Origin of the sequence: Ferrovibrio sp. (genome assembly GCF_025869515.1) — a bacterium.
Classification (GTDB): domain Bacteria; phylum Pseudomonadota; class Alphaproteobacteria; order Ferrovibrionales; family Ferrovibrionaceae; genus Ferrovibrio.
Genome location: NZ_JAOZVR010000075.1, coordinates 32,742 through 49,716, shown reverse-complemented (window position 1 = coordinate 49,716; position 16,975 = coordinate 32,742). Strand labels below are relative to the sequence as shown.

Genomic DNA, 16,975 nt, shown 5'->3' with positions numbered 1-16,975 from the left:
CCACCACCTATCTGCATCACGTCGACGAGCTCACGTACCTGTTCCAACACTTCTCTTGCGCGCAGCATTCCCTCCCCCAGAAAAATTGAGTACAGCAACCTAGTTGATTTTCGCATTCTCAGCCATTTACGACCAAAGCAAGTGACAAATCATTATTGCCTGGCATACACCTGTATGGTCTGGAAGGGATTCCCGCCATTAGGTATGCTGCCCCTCTAGAATGGGGGACTGGGGGATTTCCGATGACATCTAACGGCCGCGTCGCTGCTTGCCTGGCGGCGCTACTAGTCGTCACTGGCTGCGTTCCTAAGGTGGGTACTGACGTCAGCCGGTTTCCGAACACCACGCTTCCCACAGACCTATCCGGCAAGACCTTCGTCTTCATGCCGCTCGATAGCCAGAAAGGCAGCATGGAGTATGAGACCCATGCCGCCCTGATTTCCGGATACCTGGAAAAACTGGGTTGGCGCCGCACTAATGATGTGAAGAACGCCGACTATGCCGTTGCCTTCAGCTACGGCCAGGGCAATCCCCAGACCAGTACAACCGAAATCCCCATCTACGGCCAAACCGGCGGTGGTGTCAGCTACACCAATGGTGCGGTGAACGCATATGGCGCGGGTGGTGGCAGTGCTTTTGGCAACTACAATGCCACGACCTACACGCCGCCCACCTACGGCGTCTTCGGCAGCTCGACCCAAACGACAACCCATTACACCCGCTTCCTGGACACCCAGATCTACGACTGGAAGAAGTCGATAGCCGACAACAAGCTGGCTGGCGTCTGGGAAGCCAAGGCCACCAGCACAGGCTCCAACAGCAGCTTCGCGGCGGTCTCGAAATGCATGGTGCAAGCCGTGTTTACAGAATTCCGCAAGCCCGGCACTGAGAACGTCTCGATTGTGATGGATCATTGCAAGTGAGCGACACGGACACCTCGCCGCCAGCCGACGGCCACGTATCCGACCGTGAAATCTGGGACCTCGTCGGCCTTCTCATTGAACGACACCGTGAACTGGCGCCAATTGAGGCCGCAAAACAGGCTGACGAGTGTTTGGAATCTGGCGACTTTGTCGGCCAGCGCTTTTGGCAGCGCGTAACCAGAGCGGCGGCATCAATGACGGAGTTGGCGAATGGAAGTGCCCACTAACGACTAGACTGCACACCGAAATATCGAGGATAGAAATGGCATTTCTGTGGAGCGGCGGCGCTGGAAAGAAGAGTTTGTCACGAGCTATTCGAAGTGTGACGCGTAAAACCGAAGGAACATTGCGACTAGCTGTCGCATTCTGGGGCAAAGGTGCCGCTGACGACCTGATAAAACCTAGCAAGGCAAAGAAAATTCACATTGTCTGCGACCTGTACAGCGGCGCCTGCAACCCACACGAACTGCTCAAGATTGTCGGCGACAAGCGCGTATCCTTGCGCCACCTGAACGGTCTGCATGCCAAGGTCTATTGTGGCGGCGACTTTGCCGTTATCGGCTCCCCGAACGCCTCTATCAACGGCCTGGGCATTGAAGGTGCCGACGATGGAAATACGGAAGCTGGCTACCTGGTCACATCAAAATCAACGGTCAGTGAGATTGTAAACTGGTTCGATAGTCTCGATGCGACTGAGCTAACGGCTCCGATGCTGAAAGCATTCATTCCACAATGGCGGATCCGACAAGCTATTGGCAGAAATGCGATTGCGGCGACGAAGGCCGTCGCAATGGACCTGACTGAGGCCCTGACACGCAATATCCACCTCCCCATTACCATCTTCTACTACAATGATACGGGATATCAGGCAGGTGCTAGCGTCGAGGCTTTCGAAAGGTTCATCGCCGAAACCGGCCGGTCAGCGGATGACTGGGACAACTACGAAGAATCCATCAACAATACGCACACTTATCCCGAGGGTGAGTTTGTTATTGATGTGATGCGTACGCGCAAGAAAGTTCGCATCGACCGCTCCATCTATGAAATTCCGAATCCGCTCATCAGTCGCCAGAATGGAAACGGATCGCTAATGGTTCCAGTTCGAATGCACGAGACCATCGAAGTACCTGGTGTTGGTCTCATCAGCCTGAGCGATCGTGACCTGGCGGAAATTGAAAGAATTGCGCTGCTTGATGAGTTCTTTGACGACCAGCAACTCATCGTGCCCATTCGGACCTTCATGGGAATAGATCGGAACTCGTTCCAGACTTACGTGACCTCCATGGAAGAACTGCCCCGGCCGAAGAGTATCTTTGTCAAACGTGTCTGGGGCTTCGACCCGTGGGATTCACCGGTTTTATCATTCAGAAACCTGGGCAGCCGCGCCGCACTAATGGGGGTCTATAAGCCCGGCGACCGAGTGCTTTTCATTGCCACCAAAAACGAGAACGTTGAGGAGCGGCAGAAGGGCAAAATCCTCGGAATGGTTGAGGTCGACCACCTGTACGAGATGGATACGCTGGATCTTATCGGCCGCCGGGCTGAGAACCCGGACTTTTGGGAAGGCGAAGGCCCAGACCGCCGGTTCAAATGGCCGCATGGGCTACGGGTAACCAGAGCCTGGGAATGTGTTTCGGACCCACTGCCGGACTATATGGAAATCCTGGGCGACCCAACCCAGGCAGCCACTCAGAATGCCTATCGGCTCGATGACGCCCTATATGACACTGTTCTGGGGTTGCACTGGCACCGACACCCCTTGCGGGCTGATGCCCAGCCTTGAAGGATTTCTCAAATTGATTCAGTGTATTAGCCGTGATTTGCGCTTGGCCGTTCCGGTCAGGCCGCGTAGATTGACCTTTGGGGGAAGCCAAGAATGCCATTGAACGTCAGCTATATGGGCACGAAGCGTCAGCTTGCCGACCAGGTGGCCGACGTCATAGCCCTGTCGCCTGACGGGCCCCTGCTGGACCTGTTCGCTGGGATGTGTGCCGTAGGCAGTGCCGTGGCGCCTGACCGCAATGTCTGGTGCAACGACATCCAGTGGTTCGCCTCCACGGTAGCCGCCTCCTTCTTCACCTCCGAAGCCCGCCCGCTCGATCGCGAGACCTGCGAAGAGCTTTTTCAGGCGTCATTCGAGGAGAACCGTCTGGCGCTGACCGAGCGGTTCAAGGGTTACCTGAATCGCGAGGAAGACGCGATCGCATCGCTTGGCGTGAAGAAACTTCGCGAGAGCGATGCTGCCATGCCGAACGTTGGCGCCTCGCTTCATTTCGAGAAGGAACGCCGCCTTCTCAGCGTGGACAAACGTGCGTTCCCGTACAGGCTGTTCTCGATCACCTATTCCGGTGGCTATTTCGGCCTGCAGCAGAGCGTTGACATCGACAGTATCCGTTATGCGATCGATACTTGCCTGATGGCGCGCCGCATCACCCGCGAGCAGCACCGCTGGCTCCTGATTGCACTCTGCCAGGCGGCCTCCAAGGTCGCGAATACGACCGGCCATTTCGCGCAGTACCTGAAGGTGAAGTCATCCAACATCTCTCGCCTGGCCCGCCAGCGCGAACGATCGGTCCATGCAGAATGGCTGACATGCATCGAAGATATGAAGCCGATTGGCACTAAGCGCTGGCGCCAAGGCAACGTCGTAACCAAGAGCGATGCGATCAATCTGCTGAAGAAGATGGCGAAAGTCGGGGACAAGGTGCCGTCGGTTATTTACGCCGACCCACCCTATACCGATGACCAATATTCCCGCTACTACCACCTCTATGAAACGCTCATCCTGTACGACTATCCGAAGTCAGCGGGCGTCGGCCGCTATCGGCCCGACCGTTTTACCTCGCCATTCTCATCCAAGCAGTCGGTCGACGAACAGATGAAGCTGCTGGTCGAGGGTGTCTCTCACCTTGGGAGCGACATCGTTATCAGCTACCCGGACAACGGGCTGCTCGGTGACACCAAGACCACGCTACGCCGCCTCATCAAGGCGAGCTACAATCACTGCAATGTTATCGAGATTGATCACCGGCATTCTTCCCTGGGCGCATCGAAGGGCATTGAGAAGCAGAGTGTCACCGAGATGATTTTCCGGGGCTATAACTAGAGGGCCACCATATGACGGACCCCGATGATGGTGACGATACACCCACATCGCTAGGCGAGATGCCGAAAGCGATTGGCGTCGACACAGTTAAGACGGCGGACCTAAAGGCTAACCCGCATAACCCGCGTCGCCTGTTCGACCGCGAACCGATGAACATGCTGAAGGAGTCCATCAGCAAGGTGGGCATTCTGGTGCCCCTTACGGTCTACAAGGCCAAGGGCAGTGACCACTATACAATCCTTGATGGTCAGCGCCGCTGGATGTGCGCCCAGGAACTCGGCATGCGGGAAGTGCCGATTAACGAGGTTGGTGAACCCACGGTCGCACAAAACATCGTGACGATGTTCCAGATTCATAAGCTGCGTAAGGACTGGGAGCTAATGCCGACGGCACTGAAGCTCCAAGTGCTGATGGAAGAATTGGACGAGAAGCGGGATAAACAGCTTGCCGCTTTGACCGGCCTGGATGTCGCCGTCGTGGTCCGCTGCAAAAAGCTGCTCTGGTACGATGAGAAGTACCAGGAACAGATGTTGTTCCCCGAGCCGGAATCGCGCGTCAAGGCCGACTTCTTCATCGAGCTGTATCCGATCGTCACAGACAAGCTCGTCAAGAAGGCTGATGGCTTCAAGAAAGGCCGCACTATCGACCGGATGCTCGACAAGTATCAGAACAAGGGTTCTGGCATTAAGGCCATCACCGACTTCCGCATCATCAAACAGCATCTGACGGCTGCCGCGAAGGCAAACAAGGTCACGCGCATCCAGAAGAAGTTCCAAGAATTCCTGGATGACGATACCTTGCAGATCGACCATCTCGAAATCAATGCGGCTGCGGTTCAGAAGAAGTCAAAAGTGCTCACACGCACTGTGACCAGATTGACCGAGGAACTTGCGGAAATCGATGCCATGGACTTCTACGGCGAGGAACAGCTGTGGTTGGCCTTGGAGCGGTTGAGAGACACCATCAAAGAAAAGCTCAAGGAAGCCGACAGGCGCGAGCCGCAAAAGCGCAAGGGGTAACGATGGTCCAGGGGGTTGTGGACCAGGCTCGTCTTGATGCCTGGGTTGCCAAATTCGCAATCTATCGACGACAGCCGACGGGTGAGCATATCTCGGCATGGTTGAACCTTTTCGACGAGGATGACCAAGGATTCGCCATCCGCATCCTTGATAACCTGAAGCTCATCTCCGACCACGATATCCATACCGGACACAGGGCTGGCCTGACACAGGTTCCAGACTGGCATGAGAATGCGAACAACCGAACAGGCAAGTGGTACTTCTGCGGATATGCCCACAGCGGCGCCAAAAGCGGACACGCGATGCTGCATAAATTCGCCGAAGCCAATCGCTTAAACGGCGATAACCAGCGGGACATGTTCGTGACGCCCCACGAGCTACCGAAGCTAAAGCTCACGGCAGCAGACACGGTCGTGTTCGTGGACGACGTGTCGGGCAGCGGCAATCAGGTCATCGAATACTGGGACACGATTTCCGAGCTCATTGCCAGCGAGGCGCGGACTTTCCTGATTTTGACCGCGGCAACGGAGCGCGCCTTGGCCCGGATAGCGGAAGAAACCGAGTTGAAGGTAATTGCCCATCATGTGATCGACCACACAGGCAACATCTTCCACGATGATTGCAATCTGCTCGACGCCGATGAAAAGGCGAAGCTGCTCGCTTACTGCATGAAAGCCGACAAGAAGGTGCCAAAGGGTTATGGCGATTGCGGCCTGCTACTGGTGCTTAGTCACAAGACCCCGAACAACACCATCCCGGTCATCCACGCATGGAAGCCGAAATGGAAGGGCCTGTTCCCTCGCATCTTGCCTGACGAGGGTTGAGGTCAGCTCCAGTATCACGAGCTGTGGAAAGTTCTGAGTTCCAGATACCGAGGGTCCTGCATAAGTTCCGGCCGGTGCAAGCGCACGTATTTTAGCGCAGTCTCAACTGTTCTCTTGGTCCAGTAAATTTCATTGTGCGGTTGTCGATTTGCTGCTCGGAAGACCACATCGAGCAACGCCCCTGCCCATTCTGGCTGAACCTCGTCATCAACAAGGTTTTCGAGCCCGCGCGGCGAGCCCGGGCGCAGGAATTTTTTTGCCCATGCCGCTGCCTCCGGAAATGCGTCGCCCGTTCGAGAAATCATCGTGACAATAGCATCCGAAGTCGACGCCGTATTCCGAGACGCTGCCTTTGGCCAGTAAGCAATGAGCCATGGTTCAATCTTTTCGCGCCAGGTCTTGCTGTTTACCTCTGTCGTCCCGCGCATGATTTGCTCGAAATGCCCCAAAATATCGACCAGTCCTTCTTCGGGTAATTTCTGGACGGCAGTTCGAATTTCTGTCGGGGTCATAGCGTCAATCGCATCAATGCTCGCGGAAATGAAAAGCGAGACTAGATTTGAGCGCTGCTCACCCAACTCCACATAGCGAACGAGGACGGCGAGAAAATTATTCTTGATGGCTGAAAAGAGATTCGGGCCTGCACTTGCTGCCCAAGAATAGGCACTCCACATCTGAAGGGCCTCTGGACTATTCGCGTTGAACCAGGGGAGAAAGTGCTGGCTCGTCCAATCAGGGTCAACGGCGAACAAACTTGAAAGCCTTGTGGCCAGGTACGCCCGCGCCAGGACTGCGTGCGGATCGGAAACGATTTTCGCCAGATAGCTCCCGACTTCATCGGGGAAACCGGACCCGGGCATTGGCTTCAGCGCCCAAAGACGTTCCGTTGCAGCCTCAGCCAACCTTCCTGAAGCGCTATTCAGGGCTTGCGTGAGGATATCTTCGGTTCCACTTGGCTCCGGCACCTTCTGCGCCCAGATACACATCCAGAAATCAAAGAAATTATCTGGTACCTGAAGTGGGTGCTTTGAGAGCTCCGCGATAAAATCAGCCGCGGCATGCCCTGCACCCCCGAGATAGCCTTCGGGAACATCCAGCAGCCGAGGAATGAAACAGCGCTCAAATCGCCTCAGCAATTTTCCGTCGCGGACAAGCGTTCCGGCATGCCAGAACAATCTATCCCAAAGCGGCTTTGAACTTTTTCCATAGTCTGATAGCCGCAGGAGAAACACGAATGCACGGACAGGAGCATCTCGAACAAATAGTTCAAACCGGTCGCGGAAAGCTTCCTTGTCGATATCTGCGTCACGGATGTCACGAGAACTGAAGTCGCTGTAACGGGAGCTGACAGGTTCGATATACCCAGGCGCCATGTCATCCGGTTCATCCTGACCCCCGCCAGAGATACTAAGCACCAGCAACATGTCCGTACCTGTAAGCACGTTTCTCTCGGCCCGCATCAGCTCCCTAAGCCGTATGCCAATTTGCAGTCTGGCATGAGCATCTTTCCGGTCTGCTGGAATGCCTTCAAGGTCGTCGGCAGGTGGGCCACGTTTGATGGCTTCGTATATCTCGTTGAGCAGTGGCTCCGGCATGCGCGGTGAGGCTTTAAGGAGCACCGCGAGGATTTCGCGTCTCAGATCGGAGGACCAGAGACGATGCTCCTGGTCACCAAGAAAAATAGCTTGGGCTAGGCCGATGTCGGACATCGGGTCTTTCGACAGCACATAGAGGGCGAGGCGTTCAAAAGTGGTGATTTTCGATTCTGCCCATCGCTTGAGTAAATCCACTTCGCTCCCAGGAGAATGTTCCTTCAACGCGAAATAGCTGTCACGTGCCAAATCGATGAGATTGGACCAACCGTCGCGAATCCGCTTTGGACCGCTTTCCTCCAAAAACGGCCGGTAATAAATTGGGTTTGAATAGCCCTCTTCGTCCGCAGGCAACAGCTCAAGAGCGGCTTGTAAATAGTTGGAGATTGTCGACGCATATCGCGCGAGCAATTCGCCCCAGTCGTTAAACCGCCTGGGGCGCAATCTGTATTCCTCGTCACTCAGCACGAGGGCGAGGTGTGCGACCTGGAATGAATCGGTCCCGGAACTGAGCTCGCCCTCAACGTCGTCACGAAACCTTCGTCTCAGTGATTCCCCGGGCCGAACGACGAGGCGAGGTTTTAGAGCGACCAGGAATGACTGTTCAATAATTCGACGCTCGACTTCCGACAGGGCTGCTGCATGCAGTTGATCCCAGGTCATCGCCTCGTCGATCGGCCTCTGGTGATCGTAGATCATCACCGTCCAGAGCAGTCGGAGCCGCTTGTCCGTGAGCGGAATGCCGAGCTTTGCATCAGGCTTTAGCGTCAACCTGTAACGAACGATATTGCGGAAGTTATCATCCAGCCTATGCCCATGGCTGATGACCCAGCCAAAAACCTGAGGGACATGGCAATGCTTTGCCACCCATGATGCAATATATCGACGAACACTTACTAAATGATCTGCAGGAATCTGCGCGGAGGGCTTGGGACCAGCACCCGGCACCTCGGTGCGTGACAGAATTGACAGCAATCCGTATTGGTCAAAAACTTCCATCCAGGCCGCGATCGCCGGAAAGTCCTTCTCCTCTGTGACCGGGAGCAGATTGGATAGTTCGATGGCAACTGCCGGATTCGACAAAGCCCAGCAGACTTTCTGTGCCTCAGGATCGGCAAGTCCGGACGTCAGCTTCTTTATGCCGGACAGGGCAATTCGCGTGCGATAACCTAATGGGTCCCGCTGAATCTTGGCCCATTCTGACAAAGTGCGGCTCAGCAGTTCGAAGGGATTGCCTGTCTTGCGTCGGGTTTTGACCTCGAAGAGTAGCGGCTCAACTTTCTTCGCCCTCCAGGCCTCGACCTCCGCGTCCCTTGCCTTCGGCCCACCCTTGTACTGGGCGAAAGCATACGCCTTTTGGAAGGTCTGCCCTCTCGAACGCTCGGCAGCCAAGGCATCGACCATGTAGCCCATGACAGGGTCGGCGAGGCTGTAACCGACAAAGACGACGGTATAAGTGCGGAACAGCTCGGTAATGAACCGGGACGCCCACCGCTCGGTCAGATATGCCCGTCCGAAGTCGGCTGAGGTTAGGACCATCTGGTCGAGCGTGCAGGTCGGATGGAGGCGACCATGCAGATGTACCAAGGTTCGCCAGACGCCATGCTTTGGCAGCGGCAGCCTCGGAGCGTCCATGATGTACTTCTCGTCAATGTCCCCCGTTTCCGCGAAGCGGGCATCGAAGTTTGTAGTTACCAGATGGAAACCACCGTCTTTTACCTTGGAAAGGGTCAGCAAGTCCTTGTGAACGTCCAGCGGGCCGCCCCAAGGCTTGCTCAGGATCGTGGCGACGGCCTCCCGCATGGAACCGTCGATCATCCGGTCCTCAAGGATGCCGAGCACCTTGTCGTACTGCCCGGCCTTCAGGAGAGATTCCTCATAGGCTGTCAGGGTCTCCCCAATAGCCTCATAGACGTCGTCCACGAGCTTGGCGAAGCTTGGCAGACCAGTGCCCATGGAGACGCCAGCGCCGCAGAAAAAGACGACCTTACCCTCGTCGTGGAGACGCAATAGCTCGACCGGCAAATCCGGCCCGCCCTTAATCAATTCAGGCATCTCTTACAACCCCGCCCAAGTCCTTACCCTGCCGCCGACAACTATAAGTGCAGGCCCGCGTCGACAGGTAGGGTCAGCTCGTAAGAGAGGGACGTCGCCTAAAACGGTAGGCACCCGACATGGTGGAGGGGTTGACGGTAGGGCCGGACGGTGACTGTGCCGTTGGTGGGCGGTCTGGCAGCGGAGTGGACCGCCGGAGAAGCATTGGGGCGGCGATATTGAAAGGATTACTAAAATTGACAGCCGGAGTCGCTAATCGCGATCCGGCTGTCGTGTAATTGTGCGCATTCTGCGGTTATTGGTGATAACCGACAAGCCGCGCCTCTTCTGCAACCCGGCAAGCCGGATCAATCCATGCGGAAGGCCTTGTGGCAGGTCCCGCAGGCGGCGCCCATGGCGCCGAAGGCGGTCTTCAGCGCTGCCGCATCGCCAGCCTTGCCGGCGACGGCCACAGCCGTGGCCTTGGCTTCCAGATCTTTCATATAGCCTTCGAACTGGGCCATGTTGGCCCAGATTTCCGGCTTGGCCTTGGTATCGCCTTTGTCGGAGCCGGCCGGGAAGTGCTGCAGCTGCCGGGCAGCCTGAGAGGCAATCGCCTCGGCCGGAGCCACGGCGCCCGCAGGCGCGCTGTTGTCGTCGACCACCTTCTTGATGGCGCCCGCAGAGGTGCGGAACACCTGGAAACCGTCCTTGCGGGCCTTGATCGCGTCTGCCTGGGCAAAGGCCAGACCGCCGACCGACACCACTGCAAGACCCAGCGCTGCCGCCAGGACCGCCTTATGCCACGTAGCCATTCGTATTTTTCCCCTCGTTGCAACCCGTCTGCTGTACCGGGCCCTCCATCTATACCCGGTCGACCGGGCATCGCACGACAAGTCGTTCAACCCTCACGAAAAATTTAGCGATGCGGCCGTACCTGCCAGAAGTGGCAGCGGGTCGGGCTTTTCCACTGGCATCCCGGGGCGGAATCAGCTACCCATCCCCACCCCAAAGAAACCCCGCCTCTGTCTGTTTCCCGGATTGATGTATGACCGCCATTCGCTCCGTCTGCGTCTATTGCGGCTCGAGCCTCGGCGAGAGCCAGATTTACACCGCCCAGGCCCAGATTCTGGGCCAGCGCCTGGCCGAGAACGGCATCCGCCTGATCTATGGCGGCGGTCGCATCGGCCTGATGGGCGTGGTGGCCGATGCGGTCATGAAATCCGGCGGCGAGGTGGTCGGCATCATCCCCAACCATCTGCACGACTGGGAAGTCGGCCATACCGGCCTGACCGAGCTGCATGTGGTCGACAGCATGCACACCCGCAAGAAGATGATGGTCGAGATGGCGGATGCCTTCATCGCCCTGCCCGGCGGCCTGGGCACGCTGGACGAATTCTTCGAGGTGATCACCTGGCGGCAGCTCAAGCTGCATGACAAGCCGGTGCTGGTGCTCAACACCGAAGACTACTGGCATCCGCTGATGGCGCTGATCGAGACCGTGATCGAGCGCGGCTTTGCCCGCCGCAGCGCCACCTCGCTGTATACGGTGGTGGAAGACGCCGAGGCGGTGATCACCGCCCTGCTGGCCGAGCCGCCGCCGGAACACGCACCCCGGACCAGCAAGATCTGACCCGCCGGCGCCTCTCCCGCCCGTTCCCCCGCCGGCCGGCAACAAGCTGGCGGATTTGATCTTTTCTCGCCCCGCCTAGAGTTTAAATCCACCCGGCCCGGCGCCCCCAAGGGCTTTGCCGGCCGGGCGGGCTTTGCTAGGGTCCGGGCCATTGTTGAAATATGTAAACCCGTGACTGTGGAGGAGCCATTTATGGCGAAGATCAAGGTCAAGAATCCGGTCGTCGAACTCGACGGCGACGAGATGACCCGCATCATCTGGAAGTTCATCAAGGAGAAGCTGATCCTGCCGTATCTGGATGTGGATCTGCTCTACTACGATCTCGGCGTCGAATACCGCGACCAGACCAACGACCAGGTCACCATCGACAGCGCCCATGCGATCCTGAAGCACGGCGTCGGCGTGAAATGCGCCACCATCACGCCGGACGAGCAGCGCGTGACCGAGTTCAAGCTGAAGGAAATGTGGAAGTCGCCGAACGGCACGATCCGCAACATCCTCGGCGGCACGATCTTCCGCGAGCCGATCATCTGCAAGAACGTGCCGCGCCTGGTGCCGCACTGGAACGACCCGATCGTGGTCGGCCGCCATGCCTTCGGCGACCAGTATCGCGCCACCGATTTCCGCTTCCCCGGCAAGGGCACGCTGACCATCAAGTTCGTCGGCGAGGACGGCAAGATCATCGAGAAGGAAGTCTTCAAGGCTCCCGGCAGCGGCGTCGCCATGGCGATGTACAATCTCGACGATTCGATCCGCGACTTCGCCCGCGCCAGCATGAACTACTCGCTGGTGCGCGGCTGGCCGCTGTACCTGTCGACCAAGAACACCATCCTCAAGGCCTATGACGGCCGCTTCAAGGATCTGTTCGAGGAAGTCTACCAGCAGGAATTCGTCGCCAAGTTCAAGGCCGCCGGCATCACCTACGAACACCGCCTGATCGACGACATGGTGGCCTGCGCCATCAAGTGGTCGGGCAAGTTCGTCTGGGCCTGCAAGAACTACGACGGCGACGTGCAGTCCGACGTGGTGGCGCAGGGCTTCGGTTCGCTGGGTCTGATGACCAGCGTGCTGATGACCCCGGACGGCAAGGTGGTGGAAGCCGAGGCCGCCCATGGCACGGTGACGCGCCACTATCGCGAACACCAGGCCGGTCGCGAGACCTCGACCAATCCGATCGCCTCGATCTTCGCCTGGACGCGCGGCCTGATGCATCGCGCCAAGCTGGATGGCAATGCCGATCTGGACAAGTTCGCCCATACGCTGGAGAAGGTCTGCGTCTCCACCGTGGAAGCCGGCTTCATGACCAAGGATCTGGCGGTGCTGATCTCGAAGGACCAGCCCTGGCTGACCACCCAGAAGTTCCTCGACAAGATCGACGAGAATATGAAGAAGGCCCTGGCGTAAGCCGAGGGTCCTTCCGGACGGATCAGACGGCGGGGGGCGCGGAGCCCTCCGCCGTTTTTCTTTGCGCGGCGCGCTGTTCGGCCAGGCTGGAAATATGCTCCCGGATGGTGGGATGCACCTGCAGCAGGCGCTGGAAATCGGCGACCTCCAGGGTCAGCAGGCGGCAGGTGCTGATGGCAATGACGGTGGCGGTGCGGTCGGTGCGATTGAGCAGGGCGATCTCGCCGAAATGCTGGCCGGTGCCGAGCACCACCGGTTCGGGCAGGATTTCCACCTCGACCTCGCCGGCCATGATGAAGAACATGGCCTCCGCCCGGTCGCCCTTGCGCACGACCACGGCGCCGGCCGGCACCACCTGCGGCTTGAGCAGGCTGGCGATCTCGGCGATCGAACTGGCATCGAGCTCGCCGAACAGCGGCAGCGCGGCCACCGCCCGCCAGGTGACCATGAATTCGCGGCGCTTGAACTCCTCGGCAAATCCCGAGGCGAGCAGACCCGCTGGAATGGCGAAGGTGGCCACGCCGAGCACGATGACGAAACCGTTGAACAGCTTGCCCAGCGGTGTGATCGGAATCATGTCGCCATAGCCGACCGAGCCGACAGTGACGATGCCCCACCACAGCGCCTGCGGGATCGACCCGAACACTTCGGGCTGGGTTTCATTTTCCAGCACGTACATGATGCAGGAGGCGATCACCAGCAGCACGCCGACGGTCATGAGCGCGGCGCCCAGCGCCGAACTCTCGCGTTTCAGCACACCGACGACCAGACCCAGTCCCGGCAGGTAGCGTGCCAGCTTGAACAGGGTGAACATTTCCAGCGTGAGAAACAGGTCGCGCGGGAACGGCACGACCAGGTTGATCCAGAACGGCAGGATCACCAGCAGATCGATGACACCGAGAAACGAGGTCATGTAGCGCCGGCGCATCGTCGTCATGCTGATGCGGCCGCCATGGATGTAATCCGGCGCGATCCAGATGCGCAGCAGGTATTCGGCGGTGAACAGGATATCGGTGGCTTCGCGCACGCGATCGAGCCAGAAGCCGGTGCGCGTCTCCAGCCCCGGCACGGTCACCAGGATGATGGCGAGCGCACAGCCTGCGATACCCAGCAGGATCAGGCTGGACACCAGCCGGTGGCCGAGACCTGAATCGGTCCGGTCATCGGCCAGCAGGTCGAAACAGCGTCGGCGCCAGCCTGGATGTGACATCGCGCCGGCCGGTTGCGTTACGCGGCTTTGCCGATTTCGGCGGCGATCGCGTCCAGCGCCTTCTCGGCCCCGGCCGGATCGGCACCGCCGCCCTGGGCGAAATCGGGCCGGCCGCCGCCGCCCTGGCCGCCGATCAGCGGCGTGGCGATCTTGACCAGATCGGCGGCATTCAGCCGGGCCGTCAGATCGGCGGAGACGCCGACCACCACCGCGACCTTGCCATCGGCCACCGAGGTGAGCGCGACGACGCCGGAGCCGATATCCTTCTTCATGGCATCGACCATGCCGCGCAGGTCCTTGGCCGGCACGCCATCGAGCTGGCGTGCGGCGAATTTCACGCCGTTCAGTTCCTTCACCTGCGGGCCGCCCGAACCGCCGCCGCCATTCATGCCACCTAGGGCAAGCTGCTTGCGCAGCTCAGACAGTTCGCGCTCCAGCTTGCGTCGGTCTTCCAGCAGCGCGGCGAGACGCTGCGGTACGTCTTTCGGCTGCGCCTTCAGCGCATCGGCCGCCGCCTGCAGGGTCTCTTCCTGTTCGAGGAAGTAATGCCGCGCGGCCTCACCGGTCAGCGCCTCGATGCGGCGCACGCCGGCGGCAACGGCGCCTTCATTGACGATCTTGAACAGCGCGATGTCGCCGGTGCGCTTCACATGGGTGCCGCCGCAGAGTTCGACCGAGTAGTCCCTGCCGTCGTCCAGCTTGCCCATCGAGAGCACGCGCACCTCGTCGCCATACTTCTCGCCGAACAGCGCCATGGCGCCGGCCTTGATCGCCTCGTCGGGCGTCATGAGCCGGGTGGTCACGGCATCGTTCTGGCGGATCATCGCGTTGACTTCGGCTTCCACGGCGGAAGCCTCCTCGGCGCTGATCGGCTTGGGATGGCTGATATCGAAGCGGAAACGATCCGGCGAGACCAGCGAGCCCTTCTGGGTGACATGGTCGCCCAATTTGCGACGGAGCGCGGCATGCAGCAGATGGGTGGCCGAATGGTTGGAGGCGATGGCGGCGCGACGGGTGGCGTCCACGGTGAGGATCGCCATGTCGTCGACCTTCAGCGTGCCCTCGACCACCTTGCCCAGATGGGCATGCAGCGCACCGAGCTTCTTCTGCGTGTCGCTGACCTGCACCTTCGCGCCGCCGGCGGTGGTGATGAGGCCCGCATCGCCCTGCTGGCCGCCGGATTCCGCATAGAACGGCGTCTGGTTCAGCAGCACGGCGACTTCGGTGCCGGTCGCGGCCTCGCTCACCGGCTTGCCGTCGAGGATGATGGCATCGATGCGGCCTTCGGCGCTCTGCGTGTCGTAGCCGAGGAATTCGGTGGCGCCCTTGTCTTCGCGCAGCTCGAACCAGACCTTCTCGGTCGCCGCCTCGCCGGACCCGGCCCAGGCCTTGCGGGCCTCGGCCTTCTGCGCCGCCATGGCCGACTGGAAGCCGTCGAGATTGACGTTGATGCCGCGCGGCCGCAGCGCGTCCTGCGTCAGGTCGAGCGGGAAGCCAAAGGTGTCATACAGTTTGAAGGCGGTCTCGCCCGGCAGCATGTCGCCCTTGCCCATGCCGGCAGTGGCTTCATCGAGCAGCTTGAGGCCGCGATCCAGCGTCTGCTTGAAACGGGTCTCTTCCAGCTTCAGGGTTTCGGCGATCAGCGCCTCGGCGCGGCCGAGTTCGGGATAGGCGCGGCCCATCTCGGAGACCAGCGCCGGCACCAGGCGGTGCATCAGCGGTTCCTTGCAGCCCATCAGCTGGGCATGGCGCATGGCGCGGCGCATGATGCGGCGCAGCACATAGCCGCGCCCCTCGTTGGACGGCAGCACGCCATCCGCGATCAGGAAACAGGACGAGCGCAGATGGTCGGCGACCACGCGATGGCTGACCTTGTGCTCGCCGTCGGCGCTGACATGCGCGGCATCGGCCGAGGCCTCGATCAGCGCGCGCATCAGGTCGATGTCGTAATTGTCGTGCTTGCCCTGCATCACCGCGGTGATGCGCTCCAGGCCCATGCCGGTGTCGATGGACGGTTTCGGCAGCGAGACGCGCTGCTCCTTCGTCACCTGCTCGAACTGCATGAAAACGAGATTCCAGATCTCGATATAGCGGTCGCCATCGGCTTCCGGGCTGCCCGGCGGGCCGCCCCAGATCTTGTCGCCATGGTCGTAGAAGATTTCCGAGCACGGACCACACGGGCCGGTATCGCCCATGGCCCAGAAATTGTCCGAGGTGGCGATGCGCACGATGCGGTCTTCGGCCACGCCAATCTTCTTCCAGATGTTAAAGGCCTGGTCGTCGTCGTGATAGACGGTGACCCAGAGCTTCTCTTTCGGCAGGCCGTAGTCTTTGGTGATCAGATTCCAGGCGAGCGGGATCGCCTCGTCCTTGAAATAGTCGCCAAACGAGAAATTGCCGAGCATCTCGAAGAAGGTGTGATGCCGCGCGGTGTAGCCCACATTGTCGAGGTCGTTATGCTTGCCGCCGGCGCGCACGCATTTCTGCGAGGTGGTGGCACGCGTATAGGGGCGCTTCTCCTGGCCGGTGAAGACATTCTTGAACTGCACCATGCCCGCGTTGGTGAACATCAGCGTCGGGTCGTTGCGCGGCACCAGCGGCGAAGACTCGACCACGCTGTGCCCGTTCCTGGCAAAGTAGTCGAGAAAGGCCTGGCGGACATCGCTGGCGGAGGACATGGACGTCATACCCCTGGTCGGCGGCGACGCGAGCCTTCTCTTGGCCGGGTCGCCAGTGTCGTTGCTGGTCAGAATGTCATGAGCCGGGGCGGGCCCGGCAAGAAACCTGTCTTAACGTCCCCTCCCGTCCCTGTCCAGCAAGCGGAAGTCGGGGGTAAGTGCTTGCCCGGAAGGGCGTTCTTCGTCGCGACCCGCTGGCGCCGGGGGAGCGCCGGAGCCTGCCGGCCGCAGCCGTTTCCGGTCCGATCTTGCCCCAGTCCGGTGCCAGGGGGTGCCCGCTGCAGTCCGCCGGGGACCAGCGCAGGCCAATCCGGGCCAATGGGAGCCAACGCGAGCCAATTCGAGCCAACGCGCGGCGGGTCTGGCGGCGGATGGACCGCCGGCCCCGTCCGACACCCGGAACACATGGGGTATATCAGGCGGAATTCAATATAGCCGGCCGATATCCTCCCGGGGCCCAGGTCCGGGCCGGGGCCAAAAAATAACCCCGGCAGCGAGGTCCGCTGCCGGGGCTTTGCCCATGGAGGAGAATTAACTCAGGCGCCGTGGTTT

General features: G+C 59.7%; 11 protein-coding genes. 7 read left to right on the top strand and 4 right to left on the bottom strand.

Features of this window, described 5'->3' with window-relative positions:
* The first annotated feature begins 242 nt into the window (after positions 1–242).
* From OJJ21_RS11735 to OJJ21_RS11715, 5 genes are all read left to right on the top strand, one after another.
* A complete protein-coding gene (locus OJJ21_RS11735) occupies positions 243–923 on the top strand; it encodes a DUF4136 domain-containing protein (protein WP_297686401.1) in 681 nt (226 codons plus the stop codon).
* A 262-nt stretch (positions 924–1,185) separates the two neighbouring features.
* Positions 1,186–2,706: a phospholipase D family protein gene (locus tag OJJ21_RS11730; RefSeq protein WP_297686399.1), complete on the top strand. Its 1,521-nt coding sequence runs from the start codon at positions 1,186–1,188 to the stop codon at positions 2,704–2,706.
* A gap of 93 nt (positions 2,707–2,799) precedes the next feature.
* Positions 2,800–4,029, top strand: coding sequence for a DNA adenine methylase (locus tag OJJ21_RS11725; protein ID WP_297686397.1), 1,230 nt, complete (start codon positions 2,800–2,802; stop codon positions 4,027–4,029).
* An 11-nt stretch (positions 4,030–4,040) separates the two neighbouring features.
* Complete coding sequence (locus OJJ21_RS11720; protein WP_297686395.1) at positions 4,041–5,048, top strand: ParB N-terminal domain-containing protein; 1,008 nt, start codon at positions 4,041–4,043, stop codon at positions 5,046–5,048.
* Positions 5,049–5,050: 2 nt separating this feature from the next.
* On the top strand, positions 5,051–5,872 hold the full coding sequence (locus OJJ21_RS11715) for a hypothetical protein (RefSeq protein WP_297686393.1): 822 nt from the start codon (positions 5,051–5,053) through the stop codon (positions 5,870–5,872).
* 14 nt (positions 5,873–5,886) lie between these two features.
* Here OJJ21_RS11715 and OJJ21_RS11710 read toward each other — a convergent pair whose 3' ends face one another.
* Both OJJ21_RS11710 and OJJ21_RS11705 read right to left on the bottom strand, forming a co-directional pair.
* A complete protein-coding gene (locus OJJ21_RS11710; protein ID WP_297686391.1) occupies positions 5,887–9,519 on the bottom strand; it encodes an SIR2 family protein in 3,633 nt (1,210 codons plus the stop codon).
* Between the two features lie 347 nt (positions 9,520–9,866).
* On the bottom strand, positions 9,867–10,313 hold the full coding sequence (locus OJJ21_RS11705) for a cytochrome c (RefSeq protein WP_297686389.1): 447 nt from the start codon (positions 10,311–10,313) through the stop codon (positions 9,867–9,869).
* Positions 10,314–10,546: 233 nt separating this feature from the next.
* On the opposite strand from OJJ21_RS11705, the gene OJJ21_RS11700 reads away from it, so the two are divergent.
* Both OJJ21_RS11700 and OJJ21_RS11695 read left to right on the top strand, forming a co-directional pair.
* The gene (locus OJJ21_RS11700) at positions 10,547–11,131 is read left to right on the top strand and encodes a TIGR00730 family Rossman fold protein (protein WP_297686387.1); all 585 of its coding nucleotides are present in this window, start codon (positions 10,547–10,549) and stop codon (positions 11,129–11,131) included.
* Positions 11,132–11,323: 192 nt separating this feature from the next.
* Complete coding sequence (locus tag OJJ21_RS11695) at positions 11,324–12,535, top strand: NADP-dependent isocitrate dehydrogenase (RefSeq protein ID WP_297686385.1); 1,212 nt, start codon at positions 11,324–11,326, stop codon at positions 12,533–12,535.
* A gap of 22 nt (positions 12,536–12,557) precedes the next feature.
* Here the strand turns inward: OJJ21_RS11695 and OJJ21_RS11690 are convergent, their stop codons facing one another.
* Positions 12,558–13,745, bottom strand: a complete 1,188-nt coding sequence (locus tag OJJ21_RS11690; RefSeq protein ID WP_297686383.1) for a cyclic nucleotide-gated ion channel — start codon at positions 13,743–13,745, stop codon at positions 12,558–12,560.
* Positions 13,746–13,762: 17 nt separating this feature from the next.
* The gene (gene alaS, locus OJJ21_RS11685) at positions 13,763–16,423 is read right to left on the bottom strand and encodes an alanine--tRNA ligase (RefSeq protein WP_297686381.1); all 2,661 of its coding nucleotides are present in this window, start codon (positions 16,421–16,423) and stop codon (positions 13,763–13,765) included.
* Positions 16,424–16,975 lie beyond the last annotated feature (552 nt).